The sequence below is a fragment of the Inquilinus limosus genome, from assembly GCF_051487185.1.
In the GTDB taxonomy this organism is placed as follows: Bacteria; Pseudomonadota; Alphaproteobacteria; order DSM-16000; family Inquilinaceae; genus Inquilinus; species Inquilinus limosus_F.
In genome coordinates this window covers 97,140-113,454 of record NZ_JAHVDK010000018.1, presented here as the reverse complement: position 1 = coordinate 113,454, position 16,315 = coordinate 97,140, and the positions used below count along the sequence as shown (strand labels likewise).

Annotated in this window: 12 protein-coding genes; 6 read left to right on the top strand and 6 right to left on the bottom strand. The window is 70.0% G+C overall.

From position 1 onward, the window contains the following. The first annotated feature begins 21 nt into the window (after positions 1-21). On the top strand, positions 22-2,646 hold the full coding sequence (locus KXR53_RS20830; protein ID WP_437377182.1) for an MMPL family transporter: 2,625 nt from the start codon (positions 22-24) through the stop codon (positions 2,644-2,646). A gap of 302 nt (positions 2,647-2,948) precedes the next feature. Continuing rightward, complete coding sequence (locus KXR53_RS20825) at positions 2,949-3,803, top strand: MlaA family lipoprotein (RefSeq protein WP_437377181.1); 855 nt, start codon at positions 2,949-2,951, stop codon at positions 3,801-3,803. 53 nt (positions 3,804-3,856) lie between these two features. Here the strand turns inward: KXR53_RS20825 and KXR53_RS20820 are convergent, their stop codons facing one another. Continuing rightward, positions 3,857-4,477: an ABC transporter substrate-binding protein gene (locus KXR53_RS20820; protein ID WP_437377179.1), complete on the bottom strand. Its 621-nt coding sequence runs from the start codon at positions 4,475-4,477 to the stop codon at positions 3,857-3,859. 303 nt (positions 4,478-4,780) lie between these two features. Between KXR53_RS20820 and ispH the strand changes: the two genes are divergently transcribed. Next, the gene (gene ispH / locus KXR53_RS20815) at positions 4,781-5,719 is read left to right on the top strand and encodes a 4-hydroxy-3-methylbut-2-enyl diphosphate reductase (RefSeq protein ID WP_437377178.1); all 939 of its coding nucleotides are present in this window, start codon (positions 4,781-4,783) and stop codon (positions 5,717-5,719) included. A gap of 48 nt (positions 5,720-5,767) precedes the next feature. After that, on the top strand, positions 5,768-6,916 hold the full coding sequence (hpnH, locus tag KXR53_RS20810) for an adenosyl-hopene transferase HpnH (protein ID WP_437377177.1): 1,149 nt from the start codon (positions 5,768-5,770) through the stop codon (positions 6,914-6,916). Here the strand turns inward: hpnH and KXR53_RS20805 are convergent. The 4 genes from KXR53_RS20805 to hpnA all read right to left on the bottom strand — a co-directional run bounded on the left by KXR53_RS20805 (position 6,869) and on the right by hpnA (position 11,946). Beyond that, positions 6,869-7,525 (bottom strand): phosphorylase family protein, encoded by a 657-nt coding sequence (locus KXR53_RS20805; RefSeq protein WP_437377176.1) that lies wholly within the window; start codon positions 7,523-7,525, stop codon positions 6,869-6,871. The two genes, hpnH and KXR53_RS20805, sit on opposite strands and share 48 nt — an antisense overlap. Before the next feature lie 20 nt (positions 7,526-7,545). Further along, positions 7,546-9,501: a squalene--hopene cyclase gene (shc, locus tag KXR53_RS20800; protein ID WP_437377175.1), complete on the bottom strand. Its 1,956-nt coding sequence runs from the start codon at positions 9,499-9,501 to the stop codon at positions 7,546-7,548. Then, positions 9,498-10,673, bottom strand: coding sequence for a glycosyltransferase (locus KXR53_RS20795; protein WP_437377229.1), 1,176 nt, complete (start codon positions 10,671-10,673; stop codon positions 9,498-9,500). Before KXR53_RS20795 ends, shc begins: the two co-directional genes overlap by 4 nt. 277 nt (positions 10,674-10,950) lie before the next feature. After that, positions 10,951-11,946: a hopanoid-associated sugar epimerase gene (hpnA, locus tag KXR53_RS20790; RefSeq protein WP_437377174.1), complete on the bottom strand. Its 996-nt coding sequence runs from the start codon at positions 11,944-11,946 to the stop codon at positions 10,951-10,953. A gap of 240 nt (positions 11,947-12,186) precedes the next feature. Between hpnA and KXR53_RS20785 the strand changes: the two genes are divergently transcribed. After that, the gene (locus KXR53_RS20785) at positions 12,187-13,917 is read left to right on the top strand and encodes a squalene/phytoene synthase family protein (protein WP_437377173.1); all 1,731 of its coding nucleotides are present in this window, start codon (positions 12,187-12,189) and stop codon (positions 13,915-13,917) included. Further along, entirely contained in the window at positions 13,914-15,215 is a 1,302-nt protein-coding gene (hpnE, locus tag KXR53_RS20780; RefSeq protein ID WP_437377172.1) for a hydroxysqualene dehydroxylase HpnE, read from the top strand. The genes KXR53_RS20785 and hpnE overlap by 4 nt, the downstream gene beginning before the upstream one ends. Here the strand turns inward: hpnE and KXR53_RS20775 are convergent. Next, a complete protein-coding gene (locus KXR53_RS20775) occupies positions 15,184-16,218 on the bottom strand; it encodes an LLM class flavin-dependent oxidoreductase (RefSeq protein ID WP_437377171.1) in 1,035 nt (344 codons plus the stop codon). The two genes, hpnE and KXR53_RS20775, sit on opposite strands and share 32 nt — an antisense overlap. Positions 16,219-16,315: the final 97 nt, after the last annotated feature.

Here is a 16,315-nt window from a genome sequence, read left to right as displayed (position 1 = left end):
CAACAGCGCAAAGCGGACCGCGTGGCTGCTGATCCCAACCCGTTCCTGACCGTTGCCCTGATCCGTCTCGGCGCCTTCTGCCAGCGCCGTGCCCTATGGGTGATCGGCGCCGCCCTGGTGCTGTCGGTCTGCGCCGCGCTCGCGGTGATCCGGTACCTGTCGATCAACACCGATACCGACACGCTGCTCGACCCGAACCTGCCGTGGCAGCAGGACAATGCCGCGCTGGACCGCGCCTTTCCGCAGAACATCGATGTGCTGGCGATCGTCGTCGACGGCCAGACGCCGGAACTGGCGGACTCCGCGGCGGCGCAGCTGGCCAAGGCGCTGACGGCGGAGCCGTCGCTGTTCAAGAGCGTCCGCCGGCCCGACGGCGGCCCGTTCTTCGACCGGAACGGCATCCTGTTCCTGTCGGTGGACGAGTTGCGCCAGACGGCGGAGGACGTCATCGCCGCCCAGCCGCTGCTCGGCGGCCTGGCCGCCGATCCGAGCCTGCGCGGACTGCTCGGCGTCGTCGACCTGGCCTTGCAGGGGGTGCAGATGGGCCAGGCGGAGCGGTCGCGGATGCAGCCGGCCTTCAGCCGGATGGCCGAGACCATCGACGCCAACCTGGCCTCCGACCACGTCGTGCAGCCTCTGTCCTGGCAGTCGCTCCTGTCCTCCGCCCCGCCGTCGCCGCGGGCCCTGCGCCGCTTCGTGCTGACCCAGCCTGTGCTCGACTACGGCGCGCTCGAGCCCGGAAAGAAGGCCACCGACTTCGTCCGCGCAGCGGCGGAGCGGCTGCATCTGACGCCGGATTACGGCGTCACGGTGCGGCAGACCGGCAATATCCCGCTGAACGACGACCAGTTCTCCACGGTCAGCGAGGGCATCGGCCTGTCGACCACGCTCTCGGTCATCCTGGTCCTGGGCCTGCTGCTGCTCGGCCTGCGCTCGCTGTCCATGACCGTGGCGATCATGATCACGATGCTGGTCGGTCTCCTGCTGACCGCCGCCTTCGCAGCGCTGACCGTGGGCGCCCTGAACCTGATCTCGGTCGCCTTCGCCGTGCTGTTCGTCGGCATTGCCGTCGATTTCGGCGTCCAGCTCTGCGTTGCCGTGCGGGCCAAACGCCTCACGGCCCCCGGTATCCAGACGGCGACCGCCGCCGCCATCCGCCGGATGGGCGGCGCCCTGGTGCTGGCCGCGCTGGCCGCCGCCAGCGGCTTCTTCGCCTTCCTGCCGACCGCCTATCGCGGCGTGTCCGAGTTGGGGCTGGTCGCCGGCGCCGGCATGCTGATCGCGGTCGCGCTGAACCTGACGCTGCTGCCGGCCCTGCTGGCGGTGCTGCCGGTCCGGGCTGAGCGGGAGGAGGTGGGCTGGCAGACGCTGGCGCCGGTCGACCGTTTCCTCCTCAGGCGCCGGCGCTGGGTGCTGGCCGGCGCCGGGGTGCTGGCGCTGGGGGCGCTGGCCCTGATGCCGCGGCTGAGCTTCGACTTCAACCCGCTGAACCTGATGGATCCGCGCACCGAGTCGGTCTCGACCATGCTCGAGCTGATGCGCGATCCGCTGACCACCGCCAACACGATCGAGGTTCTGACCCCCTCGGTGGAGGAAGCGGCAGCGCTGGCGCCGAAGCTGGAGGCGCTGCCGGAGGTCAGCACCGTGCTGTCGCTGAACAGCTTCGTGCCCACGGATCAGGAACCTAAGCTGGCAATCCTGTCCGACCTCGCCCTGCTGGTCGGTCCGACGCTGGAGGTGCCGGAGACCGAGGATCCGCCGCCGGATGACGTCGTGCGTACCGCCGCCGCCGGGACCGCGGCGACGCTGCGCCGGATCGCGCCCGAGCCGGACAGCCCCGAGCGCCGCCTGGCGGATGCGTTGGATCGGCTGTCCAAGGCCGATGCCGCGACCCTGGCGCGGGTGAGAGAGGCCCTGCTGGCATCGCTGCCGGCGACGCTCGACCGGCTGCGGCTAATGCTCTCGGCCCAGCCGGTGACCATGGCCGACCTGCCGCAGGATCTGAGGGAGAGTTGGGTCTCCCCGAACGGCCAGGCCCGGCTGCAGGTGTTCCCGTCCGGCGATGCCACCGACAATGCGGTGATGGAGCGCTTCGTCGACGCCGTCCGCGCAGTGGCGCCGCACGCCACCGGCACCGCCGTGACGATCCAGGAATCGAGCCGCACCATCGTCGGCGCCTTCATCACCGCCGGCATCCTGGCGACGGTGATGATCGCGCTGCTGTTGGCCCTCACCCTGCGCCGGCTGATCGACGTGGTGATGGCGCTGGTGCCGCTGCTTCTGGCCGGGCTGCTGACGCTGGCCTCCACCGTCGTCATCGGCCTGCCGATCAACTTCGCCAACATCATCGCCCTGCCGCTGCTGCTCGGCGTCGGCGTCGCCTTCGACATCTACTTCGTCACCAACTGGCGGGCCGGCCGCGCCGACCCGCTGCAGTCTAGCACCACCCGCGCGGTCGTGTTCAGCGCGCTCGTCACCGGCTCGGCCTTCGGCAGCCTCTGGCTGTCGCCCCATCCCGGCACGGCGGGGATGGGCGAGCTGCTGTCGATCGAGCTGATGTTCACCCTCCTCGCCGTGCTGGCGTTCATGCCGGCGCTGCTGGGGCCGCCCCGCGTGGCACCGCCGCGGCGCCCGGCCGGATCGTGAAGCCAAGCTTCACGGCGCATCCGGATCATGGCTGGTGACGGCCCGAGTCGGATGCGGTTAGTCTCGCCCCGCCGCGGCCTTCATGGCCGGGATACGGCGGCCTTGCCGGGCTTGAGAACGAAGCTCATGTGAGGTGGTTGTTGCCGTACCGCCCGCAGGATATTGTTCACAGCTGTATAAAGCCTCCCGCCGCGGGGCTGGGGTTCGCCCGAACCGCGGCGTCAAGCGTGCGAAACCGTCGATCCTTGGCGGTCCGTCACGGATAGAACCACCGAGTGGATTGCTCACGGGATCGGATCGGAATGCCGACGCGCTCACACGGACCCTCTCGCCCAGTCGCTCTCGTCGTCGCTGCGCTTTTTGCCACCGCGACTCTGAGCGGCTGTGCCACGCCGCCGACCGACCCCGCCCAGCGGGCCGAGTTCGACCGGATCAACGATCCGCTCGAGCCGATGAACCGGGCGATCTTCGACTTCAACCAGGCGGTCGACAAGAACGCGATCCGCCCGGTGGCGATCGCCTATCGTGACGTGGTGCCGGAATTCGCGCGCGACCGCCTGCACAACGCGCTGCAGAATTTCGGCGAGCCAGTGATCTTCCTGAACAAGGTGCTGCAGGGCGAGCCGATCGCCGCGATCAAGACGCTGCTGCGCTTCATGGCGAACTCGACCTTCGGCCTCGGCGGCTTCTTCGACGTCGCCACGCCGCGCGGCGTGGTCCGGCAGCAGGCCGGCGACTTCGGTGCGACCCTGTACAAATGGGGGATCGGCGAAGGCCCGTACCTGATGCTGCCCCTGCTCGGCCCCTCCAATCCGCGGGACACGGTCGGCTTCGCGGTCGATACGGTCAGTAGCCCCTGGGGCTACATCGTCGACATCCCGACCGAGGCGAGCGTCGGCATGTTCGTGTTCAGGGGTGTCGACGTGCGGTCGCGCACCGTCGACGCCACCGACGAGCTGGAGCGCCAATCGGTCGACTACTACGCGACGCTGCGCAGCGTGTTCCGGCAGTACCGGCAGGCCGAGCTCAGCGGCGGCCAGGCCCCGTCGGGCGGCGATCTCTACACCGACCCCGCCGCAGCGGGTCCGGCCGGCGCCGCCGCGCCGACGGTCCCTGCGGGTGACATCCCCGAGTCGCAGCTGCCGGATATTCCCTGACCGGTCGGCCGGCGGGGCATCGCCTCCGCCGGCCCTGTCCGGGAGTGTCTGGCCTACCGCCTCGGCGTCAGCTCGGCGATCTTGCGTTCGATCAGCTGCACCAGCGCGTCGCCACCGCCCCGGCGCAGCGTCGCACCGAACTCGGACCGGTAGTTGGCGAGCTGGCTGATCGTGCCGTTCAGATAGACGTCGATGATCTGCCAGTTCGCCCCGCTGGCGCGCAGGCGGTAGTTCAGCGCCACCGGGGCGCCGCTGGGCCGCACCAGCCTGGTGTCGACCACCTGGTCGCCGCCGGAGACGGGCTTGACGTCGTTGACCTGGAAGCTCTCGCCGCTGTAGCCGTCGAACCGGGCGGCATAGGTGGTGATGCTGAAGCGGCGGAAGGCGTCCATCACCTTCTGCTGCTGGGTCGGGTTCAGCGTCGACCAGTCCGGACCGACGGCGATGCGCGCCATCAAGGGCAGGTTGAACACCTGGTCGAGCACCGGCTCGAGCTTCTGGTAACGCCCGCGAAAGCCCAGCGAATCGGCGTTCTTCATGACGTCGAGAAGGGCGGCGTCGAGGGTCTCGACGACCTGGCGCGGCTCGGCTGCGGATGCGGCCGGGGCGGCGAAAGGCAGCGGCAACAGCAGCGCCAGGGTCAGGGCAAGGCGATAAAGGGCAGGCGAGCGCATGATGTCTCTTCCGATTCGGAACATTGGGCCGTCGCCGTTCGGCTCCGCGACGCGGCGTGATCGCCCCATGATGGCTTCAACCCGTCCCTTTGCCGAGAGGTTCCGCACGATCCGGATTCGGAATTCTCTCGGGCAGACAAGCATATCCGCCGATGCATACAATTTGATAAATACCGAGGGCGTGTTGTGATGCTGATCACAGCGGTCACCTTAGTGACACGCAAAGTTGTCGCGTTGTATGGTCCAAATTGAGAGTGATTCACTCTGGCGAACTCCAGCGCTCAGCCAGGACAAAGGTGCGGAATGCGGATCATCTTGGCCCAGCCGCGAGGCTTTTGCGCCGGCGTCGAGCGGGCGATCGAAATCGTCGAACGGGCGTTGGAGATCTTCGGCCCTCCCGTCTATGTCCGGCACGAGATCGTGCACAACCGGCACGTGGTCGAGAGCCTGCGGGCGAAGGGCGCCAAGTTCGTCGACGAGCTGGACGAGGTGCCGCCGGGCAGCATCACGATCTTCAGCGCGCATGGCGTCGCTAAGGCCGTCGAGGAGGATGCGGAGCAGCGCGGTCTGCAGGTGATCGACGCGACCTGCCCGCTGGTGTCGAAGGTGCACATCGAGGGACGCAGATACGCGGCCCAGGACCGTACCGTCATCCTGATCGGCCATGCCGGCCATGCCGAGGTCGAGGGCACCACCGGCCAGATACCGGGCGGCGTCACCCTGATCTCGACGGTCGAGGATGTTGCGGCGCTCGAGGTGCCGGATCCGGAGCGCGTCTCCTACATCACCCAGACCACGCTCAGCGTCGACGACACCAAGGCGGTGATCGATGCGCTGAAGGCCAGGTTCCCGGCGATCGTCGGCCCGGACACCAAGGACATCTGCTACGCCACCCAGAACCGCCAGCGCGCGGTGCGGGAGCTGGCGCAGGTCGTCGACGTCATCCTCGTGGTCGGCGCCAGGAACAGCTCGAACTCGAACCGGCTGCGCGAGATCGGGGCCGAGCTCGGCGTGCCGAGCTACCTGATCGACGACGCCTCGGCACTGGACCCGGCCTGGCTCGAGGGCAAGCAGGCCGTCGGCATCACCGCCGGCGCCTCCGCCCCCGACAGCCTGGTGCAGGAGCTGGTCGAAGCCCTGCGACGTTATGGCGAGGTCGAGGTCTCGACGCTGCAGGGCGTCGATGAGAATATCCGCTTCCGCCTTCCCTCCCAATTGACCGCGCCGGTTCCCGCCGAGTAGGCAATGTCGCTTGGCCCGGGTTTCGGCCGACAGTCACGTGAAGGTCCCATGGGTATCCCGCTTCAACAGCAGATCCGTATCGGCGCGTACCTCCTGAAGAACCACCTGATGGGGACCAAGCGGTACCCGATGGTGCTCATGCTGGAGCCGCTGTTCCGCTGCAACCTGGCCTGCGCCGGCTGCGGCAAGATCGACTATCCGGACGAGATCCTGAACCAGCGCCTGTCGGTGGCCGAATGCCTGCAGGCGGTGGATGACTGCGGGGCACCGGTGGTCTCGATCGCGGGCGGCGAGCCGCTGCTGCACAAGGAGATGGCGGAGGTGGTGCAGGGCATCATCGCCCGTAGGAAATACGTCTATCTCTGCACCAACGCGCTGCTGATGGAGAAGAAGCTCGATCAATACAAGCCGAGCCCCTACTTCATCTGGTCGGTCCATCTCGACGGCGACCGCGAGAACCACGACCGCTCAGTCTGCCAGGAGGGCGTCTACGACCGCGCGGTCAAGGCGATCAAGGCGGCCAAGGAGCGCGGCTTCCGGGTCAACATCAACTGCACGCTGTTCAACAACGCTGATCCGGAGCGCGTCGCGAACTTCTTCGACGACGTCAAGACGATGGGCGTCGACGCCATCACCGTGTCGCCCGGCTACGCCTATGAGCGGGCGCCGGACCAGCAGCACTTCCTGACCCGGCAGACCACCAAGCAGCTGTTCCGCGAGATCTTCAAGCGCGGCGACAAGGGCCGGCGCTGGTCGTTCAGCCAGTCGACGATGTTCCTCGACTTCCTAGCCGGCAACCAGCAGTACCACTGCACCCCCTGGGGCAACCCGACCCGCACCTATTTCGGCTGGCAGCGGCCCTGCTACCTCCTCGGCGAAGGCTACGCCCAGAGCTTCAAGGCGCTGATGGAGGAGACGGACTGGGACAAGTACGGCACCGGCAACTACGAGAAATGCGCCAACTGCATGGTGCATTCGGGCTATGAGGCCAGCGCGGTGAAGGACATGTTCCGCAACCCGCTGAAGGCCTTCCTGGTCAGCCTGCGTGGCATCCGCACCGAGGGGTCGATGGCGCCGGAGATCCCGCTCGACCGGCAGCGCCCGGCCGAATATGTGTTCTCCGCCCATGTCCAGAAGGCGCTGGAGAAGCTACGCCACACCCCCAAGGTCGCCAAGGCGGCCGGCGGCGGCAAGTAGCGCCCTCATCGCCGCGCTGCTCTGCCGGCCCAGGCGGATCAGCGCGGGAAGCTGACCCGGGCTGCGGGCGAGTGCCCGCAGCACCGGTCCGATCGCCGGCCGGCCCTCGGCGTTGAGACCGACCAGCGCCGCCGGGGGCAGGCCATGCGCCGCGGGATCGGCCACGGCTCGCAGCACGCCGAAGGGCAGCCCCGCCTCCATTGCTGCTGCTGCAACTGCGGCGCTTTCCAGATCGACGATGACGGCGCCGCTGTCGCTGTACAGCTGGACCTTGGCCGCGGCCGTGTCGACGATGGCGTCGCCGCCCCAGACATCGCCTCGCACCGCGCCGGGCAGGACAGCCGCCAGCCGGGCGGCCAGATCCGGGTCGCAGGCATAGGTCGCCGCGCCGGTCCGGACGGTGGTGCCGATCACCAGCCGTCCCGTGGGCAGGTCGGGCGCCAGCCCGCCGGCGATGCCGAAGCTGAGCAGCGCGGTGGCGCCCTGACCGATCAGATCACGCGCCAGCGCAACGGCCCGGACCGGATCGCTGGCCGAGCAGGCCACGAGCGGCGAGATCCGTTGCGCGATCTCCGCCTCCTTGGCCAGGCCGGTCAGGATGCCGAGCATAGAGGCGGCGCCGCCGCCCCTCACATGCCCACCTCGACCCGGCCGCTGTTGCTGTCCTGCAGGCGGCGGTAGCGGGACAGGGCCCAGGTCGGGAAGAAGGCCGGGTAGCCGTGGTAGCGCAGATAGAACACCCGCGGGAAGCCGACCGCGGTGAAGCTCGGCTCGTCCCACAGCCCGTCCTCGCGCTGATGCGCCGAGAGCCAGGCGATGCCCCGGGCGACCGCCGGATGCTTCGCCTCGCCTGCCGCCATCAGCGCCAGCACCGCCCAGGCGGTCTGCGACGCCGTCGAGGTGGCCGGCGTCATCTCCGGCTTGCCCTCGTAATAGCTGTCGCCGGATTCGCCCCAACCGCCATCCTCGCGCTGCTGCGCCACCAGCCAGTCGACGGCGCGTCGGATCATCGGCTCCTGCGGGTCCATCTCGATGGCGTTGAGGGCGCACAGCACCGACCAGGTGCCGTAGACGTAGTTGGTGCCCCACCGCCCGAACCAGGAGCCCTCGGCCTCCTGCTCGCGCCGCAGGAACTCCACCGCCCGCGCCACCGCCGGGTCGTCGATGCGCCGGCCCAGCTGGCCCAGCATGCTGACGCAGCGCGCGGTCACGTCGGCGGTCGGCGGGTCCAGCAGCGCCCCGTGGTCGGCGAAGGGGATGTGGTTCAGGTAGTGATAAGTGTTGTCGACCTCGAAGGCCGCCCAGCCGCCATTGCTGCTCTGCAGCCCCAGGATCCATTCCACCCCACGGTCGATCGCCTCGCGGTAGCGGGCCGGGTCGGCGCGGTGCATGGCCATGACCACGACCGCGGTGTCATCGAGGTCCGGGTAGTGCGGATTGTTGTACTGGAAGGCCCAGCCGCCCGGCCGGACATCCGGCCGGCGGACCGCCCAGTCGCCCTTGAGGTCCAGCACCTGGCGGCCGACCAGCCAGTCGAGGCCGTGCTTCGCTCGCGCCACCGCCTCCGGGTCGTCGGATTCGAGCAGGGCGTGGGCGGTCAGCGCCGTGTCCCAGACCGGCGACAGGCAGGGCTGGGCATAGGTGACACCGTCGACGGTGTCGACCAGCTTCTCGATCGAGGCCCAGGCGATCTGCAGGTCCGGATGGTCGTCCGGATAGCCGAGGCATTTGAACATCATCACGGCGTTGGCCATGGCCGGGTAGATGGCGCCCAGCCCGTCCTCGCCGTTCAGCCGCTCGGTGACGAACTCGACCGCCTTCTCGATCGATTTCTGCCGCCGCGGGAAGAACGGCTCGATCGGCCGCAGCACCCCGTCCAGCCGGCGGAAGAACCGGCCCCAGAAGGTGCCGTCGACATGGACGTGCCAGTTCTTCACCTGCTCCGGCGGCTCGACCATCAGCTCCTGGATCGACAGCGCCCCCGGATTCACCGGCCGCGGCTTCTTCGCCATGATCACCAGCAGCGGCACGATCACCGTCCGGCTCCAGTATGACACCTTGTTCAGGTGGAACGGGAACCAGGAGGGCAGCACCATGATCTGCACCGGCATCACCGGCACGGCGCGCCACGGCACCTGCTCGAACAGCGCCAGCAGGATGCGGGTGAAGACGTTGGACCGGGCGGCGCCGCCGGCGGCCAGGATGGCGGCGCGGGCGCGGGCCATATGCGGCGCGCCCGGATCGTCGCCCGCCGCCTTCAGCGCGAAATAGGCCTTCACGCTGGCGCTGATGTTGAACGGGCCGTCATGCCACAGCGGCCAGCCGCCATGCGTGTCCGACTGGATGCTGCGGATGTAGTCGGCCAGCTTCGCTTCCTTCTCCCGGTCGACCACGCCGAGGAAGTGCTTCAGCAGGATGTATTCGGCCGGGATGGTGGCATCGGCCTCGAGGATGAAGGCCCAGTGGCCGTCCTCCCGCTGCAGGCCGAGCAGCCCGCCGACGCCGCGGCCGATCGCCTCGTCGAGGCTGGCGCGCGAGGCTGTGGCGAGGTCGGCGGTGTCGAGGGAAACGCTGGACATGGTCATCGGGACAGGGTCCGGGTCTGACGGGACAGGTCGGGCGCGGCGCCGGGCTGGTCGTAGACGCGGCCCTTCCAGGCCCCGCCGACTCCGGCCCAATGGCGCCGCGCCGAATCGATCGTGGCCCCGAGATATACCAGCGCCGCGAGCGGCAGGAAGGGCGCCCAGAGCGGCGAGCGCCGATAGAAGCGCAGCATCGGCACATAGCAGCCGCTCATGATCGCCCAGGCGGCCACGGCGACATATCGCGCCGCCCCTTGCCCCAGGATCGTCAGGGCCGGCGGCGCGACGTAGGTGACGACCAGGCCGGCGACGGTGCCGAGCAGGAGCCAGGGCGAATAGCGCAGCTGGGTGAAGGCGGTGCGGGTCACCATGCGCCAGATCTCGCCGACATCGCCGTAGACGCGCAAGCTCTCCGCCTGATTGGTGAGGTCGAGCCGGATCATACCGTGCCGCTTCAGCGCCGCAGCCAGGGTGCAGTCGTCGATCAGCGCGTCGCGGATCGCGGCGATGCCGCCGACCCGGGCCAAGGCCTCGCGCCGCACCAGCATGCAGCCGCCGGCCGCGCCCGCGGTGGCCTTGTCCGCCCGGTTCACCCAGGCGAAGGGGTACAGCATCTTGAAGAAGAAGACGAAGGGCGGGATCAGCCAGCGCTCGGCGAAATCGACGCAGCGCAGCCGCACCATCAGCGACACGAGGTCGAGCCCGTCCGCCTCGCCCCGCGCCACCAGTTGCGCCACATTGCCGGGCCGGTGGACGATGTCGCCGTCGGTCAGCAGGATCCAACGCGCCTCGGGATCCGCCTGCTCCGCCGCTGCGACGCCCTGCGACACCGCCCACATCTTGCCGACCCAGCCGGGTTGCAGCGGTGTCCCCGGAACAACGGTCAGCCGGCCGGACACCCCTGCGTCCGCCGCGGCGGCGCGGGCGATGTCGGCGGTGCCGTCGGTCGACTGGTCGTCGACCACCACCACCCGCAGCCGGCCGGGATAGGCCTGCCGCAGCAGCGAGCCGACGGCGGCGCCGATGCCCTCGGCCTCGTTGCGCGCCGGGATCACCACGGCGACACCCGGCCATTCGGCCGGCGGCGGCGCCTCGGGAGCCGTCTCGGCCTCCCAGAACCGACCCTGGAACAGCCACAGCTTGAGCCAGGCGGCAAGGCTGGCGAGCGCGAGGATTAGCCCGGCTATCTCACACCCCCTACGACCTGCGTCGTCTTGCGGTGAGTCGGATGCGGGGGCGGGGCGCGAAAAGCGTATAGGGACATACGGTTGAGCGGCCCGCCCCCGCAGGCGGCCGCCGCAAGACGACCCTTCGGGCCGGTTGAAAATGCCGACAGGGTGCGTCGAACGGCTTGCCCGATGCATAAGCATCGCGCTGCGCCGCTCTCCTGCCCCGTCGGCATTTTGAACCGGCGCAGGACGCAGGGGGTGTGAGATAGCCGGGCTGAGCCGATCATTTCAGGTAGCCGTTGGCCTGGAACCACTCGAGCGCGTCGACCAGGGCCTGGCGGGCCGGCCGCGGCCGGTACTCCAGCGCCGCCTGCGCCTTGGCGGAGGAGAAGTACATGGTCTTGCGCGCCATGCGCAGCGCGTCGCGCGTCACCATCGGCTCCTTGCCGGTGAAGCGCGACACCGTCTCGGCCGCCAGAGCCACCGGCCAGATCGGCCCCAGTGGCAGCCGGATCTTCGGCGCCTTGCGGCCGACCAGGGCGGCGATCTCGGACAGGATGGCGGACAGGGCGAAGTCCTCGCCCCCCAGGATGTACCGCTCGCCTGGCACGCCGCGGGCGAAGGCGGCGAGATGGCCCTGGGCGACGTCGTCGACATGGACGAGGTTCAGCCCGGTGTCGACGAAGGCCGGGATGCGGCCGGTCGCCGCCTCGACGATGATCCGCCCGGTCGGGGTCGGCTTGACGTCGCGCGGCCCGATCGGCGTCGACGGGTTGACGATCACCACCGGCAGCCCGGTCTCGGCCGCCGCCTCGCGGGCCGCGTCCTCGGCCAGGAACTTCGAGCGCTTGTAGAGGCCGATCATCTGGCCTTCGGTCGCGACCGTGGTCTCGTCCGCAGGCCGGCCGTCCGCATGATGGCCGAGCGTCGCGACGCTCGAGGTGTAGACGGCGCGCGAGACCCCGGCCGCCGCGGCGGCGCGCAGGATCGCGGCCGTGCCTTCGACATTGGTGCGCAGCATCGCCTGCGGCACGGGGACCCAGAGGCGGTAATCGGCCGCGACGTGGAACAGCGCGGTACAGCCCTTCAGCGCCGGAACCAGCGAGGCCGGGTCGTCGAGGTCGCCGGTCACCGGCTCGGCATCGAGGCCGGCGAGGTTGCGGCGGTCGCTGTTCGGGCGCACCAGCACCTTGACCCGATGGCCTTCGGCCAGCAGCGCGCGGGCCACGGCCGAGCCGACGAAGCCGGTGGCCCCGGAGACGAGGGCGATCTCGCTCATCCTTCCCCGTGGCTATCGTCCCGAACTCGGGAACGTTCCGTATTCGATCGCATCATGGCAGCGAGACTGTCGGACCGGGCCGCAGACCGCAACCGCAATTACCGTAAGCCTGCATGCCATCGGCGTTTGCCTTGACAATTCCGGGGGGTCTGCGATGTGGTGGCCCGGTCCAGGGCCGCGCGGTGGAACCGCCGCTGCGCCTCGTTTCGGATGGCCCTGGCCGAGACAAGACAGGCGACCATGACCGTGCCGGCCGATCGAGCCATCGTCGACTCTTCGCCGCCCGCCGGCGCCCCGTCCCCCCGGGCGGACGCCGTCGAGCTGCCGGCGACGAAGACCTCGAGCCAGGAGAATTTCCCGGTCGGGTCCTGGCTGTTGCCCAAGCGCCTCAGGCCGCACATCGCCGCCTTCTACCGCTTCGCCCGCGCCGCCGACGACATCGGCGACGATCCCGACCTGCCGACGGAGGAGAAGCTGGCCCGGCTCGACGCGCTGGAGGCCGGGCTGACCGCCCCCGGGCCGGAGGCGGCCGCCGGGATCCGCGCCTCGATCACCGTCACCGGCGTCGGCCTCGTCGACTGCCGCGACCTGCTGGTCGCCTTCCGCCGCGATTCCGAGAACCGCAGCTGCCGAAGCTGGGACGACCTGATCGACTATTGCCGCTATTCGGCCAATCCGGTCGGGCGCTACCTGCTGCGGCTGCACGGCCAGTCCGAGGAGACCTTCCCGGCCGGTGATGCGCTGTGCACCGTGCTGCAGATCCTGAATCACCTGCAGGATTGCGGCGACGACTGGCGCAAGCTGCATCGGATCTATGTGCCGACCGACTGGATCGAGGCCGCCAGCGGGATCGACCGCTTCTTCACCCCGGAGGAAGCCGGGCTGCGCCGGCCGGTGATCGACCGCTGCCTCGACCTGGTCGACGCCATGCTCGACACCGCCAGCACCCTGCCGGGGCAGCTGACCTCGCGGCCGCTGGCGGCCGAGGTCAGCGTCATGCTGTGGCTGGCCCGGCGCCTGGCGGCGCGGTTGCGTGTCGGCGATCCGCTGCAGGGCCGGGTGGCGCTGAGCAAGGCCGATTTCGCCCGCGCCCTGCGGCCCGGCCTGGCTGTTCTGGCCGTCGGCGCCAAGCCGCTGGACGACGCCGCGCTGGTGCGGATGGCGGTGTTCCGGGCCAAATCCTCCTTCGCCGCCGGGATGCGCATCCTGCCGGCCGAGGGCCGCCGCGCCATCTACGCCGTCTACGGCTTCTGTCGGCAGGTCGACGACATCGCTGATTCCGCCGCTACGGTCGAGGAGAAGACCGCCAGTCTCCTCGCATGGCGGCGGCGGCTGGACCGGATCTTCGCCGGCCGTGGCGAGGATCCGCTGGACCGCGAGCTGATCTCGGCGATCCGCCGCTTCGGCCTGCCGCGCGCCGAGTTCGAGGGCATGCTGGACGGTATGACCATCGACGCCGCGACCGAGGTGCGGATCGCCGATCGCGCCGGGCTGGCGCATTACGCCCGCTGCGTCGCCGGCACGGTCGGCGTGATGGCAGTGAAGATCTTCGGCTGCCCGGACCAGGCCAGCGAAGCCTTCGCCGTGGTCCAGGGCGAAGCGCTGCAGCTGACCAACATCCTGCGCGACGTCGACGAGGACGCGGCGCTCGGCCGCCTCTACCTGCCGGACAGCTGGCTGCAGGAAGCCGGCATTTCGACCGACCGGCCGATCCCGGAGATCGTCGCCGATCCCCGCATCGCCCAGGTCTGCGCCCGGCTGGCGGCCGAGATCCAGCCCCTCTACGCCGCCCTGCCCGGGCTGATGCCGCCCGGCACGGAGAAACGCATGAAGGCCGCGCTGATCATGCAGCACAGCTACCGCCGTATTTTCGAGAAACTGCAGGCCCGGGGGTACGCCGACCGAACGGTCCGGCCGCGCCTGTCGAAGCGCGAGCGGATCGGCATCCTGCTGTCGGCGCTGCTGCGATGACCGCGCATGTGATCGGCGGCGGGCTGTCCGGCCTCGCCGCCGCGGTCGAGCTCGCCCGGACCGGAACCCCGGCGGTGGTGTACGAGGCCACCGCGCGGCCCGGCGGGCGCTGCCGTGCCTTCCACGAGCCGGCCTTGGATCGGGTGATCGACAACGGCAACCATCTGGTGCTGTCCGGCAACCGCAACGTGCGGCGCTATCTCGAGCTAATTGGCGCCGCCGACCGGCTGGCCGCGCCGGCCCGCCCCGGCTTCCGCTTCGTCGACCTGGAGCACGATCGCGAATTCACCCTGCGGCCGAACCGCGGCCGGCTGCCCTGGTGGATCCTGCGCGCCGGCCGTCGGGTGCCCGGGACCCGGCCGCGCGACTATCTGGCGCTGCGCCGTCTGGCCAAGGCCGGTCCGGAGGACACCGTGGCCGGCATGGTGCCGCCGGGCGAGCTGTATCGCTGCCTGATCGAGCCGCTCGCCGTCTCTGCGCTCAATACCCCGGCGGAGGAAGCCTCGGCCCGTGGCCTGTGGGCGGTGGTGGAGCAGACCCTGGCCAAGGGCGGCGCCCAGACCATCCCGCTGATCGCCCGTACCGACCTGGCCGACACCTTCATCAACCCGGCGCTGGAGTTCCTGCACCGGCACCGCGTGACGGTCCGGACCGGCATGCGGATCAAGGCCCTGGAGATCGACGAGGGGCGCGTCACGGCGCTGGAGCTGGACCAGGGCACCCTGCCCCTCGCGCCGGACGACCAGGTGATTCTGGCGGTGCCGCCGACGGTCGCGGCGCGGCTGGCGCCGGGGTTGACGCCGCCCGAGGTGGACGAACCGATCGTCAACGGCCATTTCGCCATCCCCATGCGCGAGGAGCCGCACGACATCGCCGGCATCGTCGGCGGCACCGCCCATTGGGTGTTCCGCCGCCCGGGCATTGCCAGCACCACGGTCAGCGCCGCCCGCGGCCTGGTGGACGAGCCGGCGGAGCAGCTGGCCCCGCGGTTGTGGGCCGATGTGGTGCGGGCTTTTCCCGACCTGGCCGGTCCCCTGCCAGCCTACCGCATCATCAAGGAGAAGCGGGCGACGATCCGCCAGACCCCGGCCGACGAGGCCCGGCGCCCGCCCTGCCCCACGCCTTACGCCAATCTCTGGCTGGCCGGCGACTGGACCGCGACCGGGCTGCCGGCGACGATCGAGGGCAGCCTGCTGTCCGGCTTCCGCGCCGCCGACCATGTGCGGTCCGCCGGCGCGTCCCCACGGCCGGCGCGGCCAAGTCGGGTCAGGCCATCATCTCGCGGACGAGCGGCATGACCCTGCTGCCGTAAAGCTCGATGCTGCGCATCAGCTTGGCGTGCGGCAGCGGGCCGGCGCTGTACTTCAACTGGAAGCGCGAGGCGCCGAGCACAGAGACGGTGGCGACGATCTTGCGCGCCACGGTCTCAGGAGAGCCGACGTAGAGCGAGCCGTGCTCGGCCTCGCGCTCGAACTCCGCCCGCCCCATCGGCGGCCAGCCACGCTCTGCCCCAATCTTGTCGCGCATCTTCTTGTAATCGGCGAACAGCTCCTCCTGCGCCTGGTCGTCGGTCTCGGCGACATAGCCGGGAGAATGGACGCCGATCGGCTGCGCCGGCCGGCCGAGCTGCTCATAGGCGCGATGGTAGAGATCGACATACGGGCGGAAGCGCTTCGGGTCGCCGCCGATGATGGCCAGCATCAGCGGCAGGTCGTAGCGGGCGGCGCGGATCACCGATTCCGGGCTGCCGCCGACGCCGATCCAGGTCGTCAGCCGCCGGTCGCCCTCGACCGGCGGGAAGACGCGCTGATTGCGCAGCGGCGGGCGGGTGCTGCCCTGCCAGGTCACCGGCTCCTGCCGCAGCAGCGCCGCGAACAGGTCCAGCTTCTCCTCGAACAGCGTCTCGTAGTCGCCCAGCTCATAGCCGAACAGCGGGAAGGATTCGGTGAAGGAGCCGCGGCCGAGGATCACCTCCGCCCGGCCGTTCGAGACCGCATCCAGGGTCGAGAAGCGCTGGAACACGCGGATCGGGTCGTCAGAGCTGAGCACCGTCACGGCCGAGCCGAGATGGATCCGGCTGGTCCGCCCCGCGATCGCCGCCAGCAGCACCTCGGGCGCCGATACCGCGAAATCGGCGCGGTGATGCTCGCCGACGCCGAAGAAATCGAGGCCGAGCTGGTCGGCCAGCACCGCCTCCTCGACCACGTCGCGCAGCACCTGCGCCTGGGTCAGCAGGGTGCCGTCGGGCCCGGTGGTGACGTCGCCGAAGGTGTCGAGTCCGAATTCGAGGGGCTGGGGCATGCGGGTCTCTGGGTCGCGGGATGCGTCAGCGCACAAATGGCCTCCGAGCAGGGCCGGTCAACTGTGTTGGACGGAAACAGACTGTCTCACGGACGGA

Coding starts and splice junctions, on each gene's coding strand:
- KXR53_RS20825 (WP_437377181.1), top strand. CDS start 2,949: ATGCCGACGCGCTCACACGGACCCTCTCGCCCAGTCGCTCTCGTCGTC.
- KXR53_RS20820 (WP_437377179.1), bottom strand. CDS start 4,477: ATGCGCTCGCCTGCCCTTTATCGCCTTGCCCTGACCCTGGCGCTGCTG.
- ispH (WP_437377178.1), top strand. CDS start 4,781: ATGCGGATCATCTTGGCCCAGCCGCGAGGCTTTTGCGCCGGCGTCGAG.
- hpnH (WP_437377177.1), top strand. CDS start 5,768: ATGGGTATCCCGCTTCAACAGCAGATCCGTATCGGCGCGTACCTCCTG.
- KXR53_RS20805 (WP_437377176.1), bottom strand. CDS start 7,525: ATGCTCGGCATCCTGACCGGCCTGGCCAAGGAGGCGGAGATCGCGCAA.
- shc (WP_437377175.1), bottom strand. CDS start 9,501: ATGACCATGTCCAGCGTTTCCCTCGACACCGCCGACCTCGCCACAGCC.
- hpnA (WP_437377174.1), bottom strand. CDS start 11,946: ATGAGCGAGATCGCCCTCGTCTCCGGGGCCACCGGCTTCGTCGGCTCG.
- KXR53_RS20785 (WP_437377173.1), top strand. CDS start 12,187: ATGACCGTGCCGGCCGATCGAGCCATCGTCGACTCTTCGCCGCCCGCC.
- hpnE (WP_437377172.1), top strand. CDS start 13,914: ATGACCGCGCATGTGATCGGCGGCGGGCTGTCCGGCCTCGCCGCCGCG.
- KXR53_RS20775 (WP_437377171.1), bottom strand. CDS start 16,218: ATGCCCCAGCCCCTCGAATTCGGACTCGACACCTTCGGCGACGTCACC.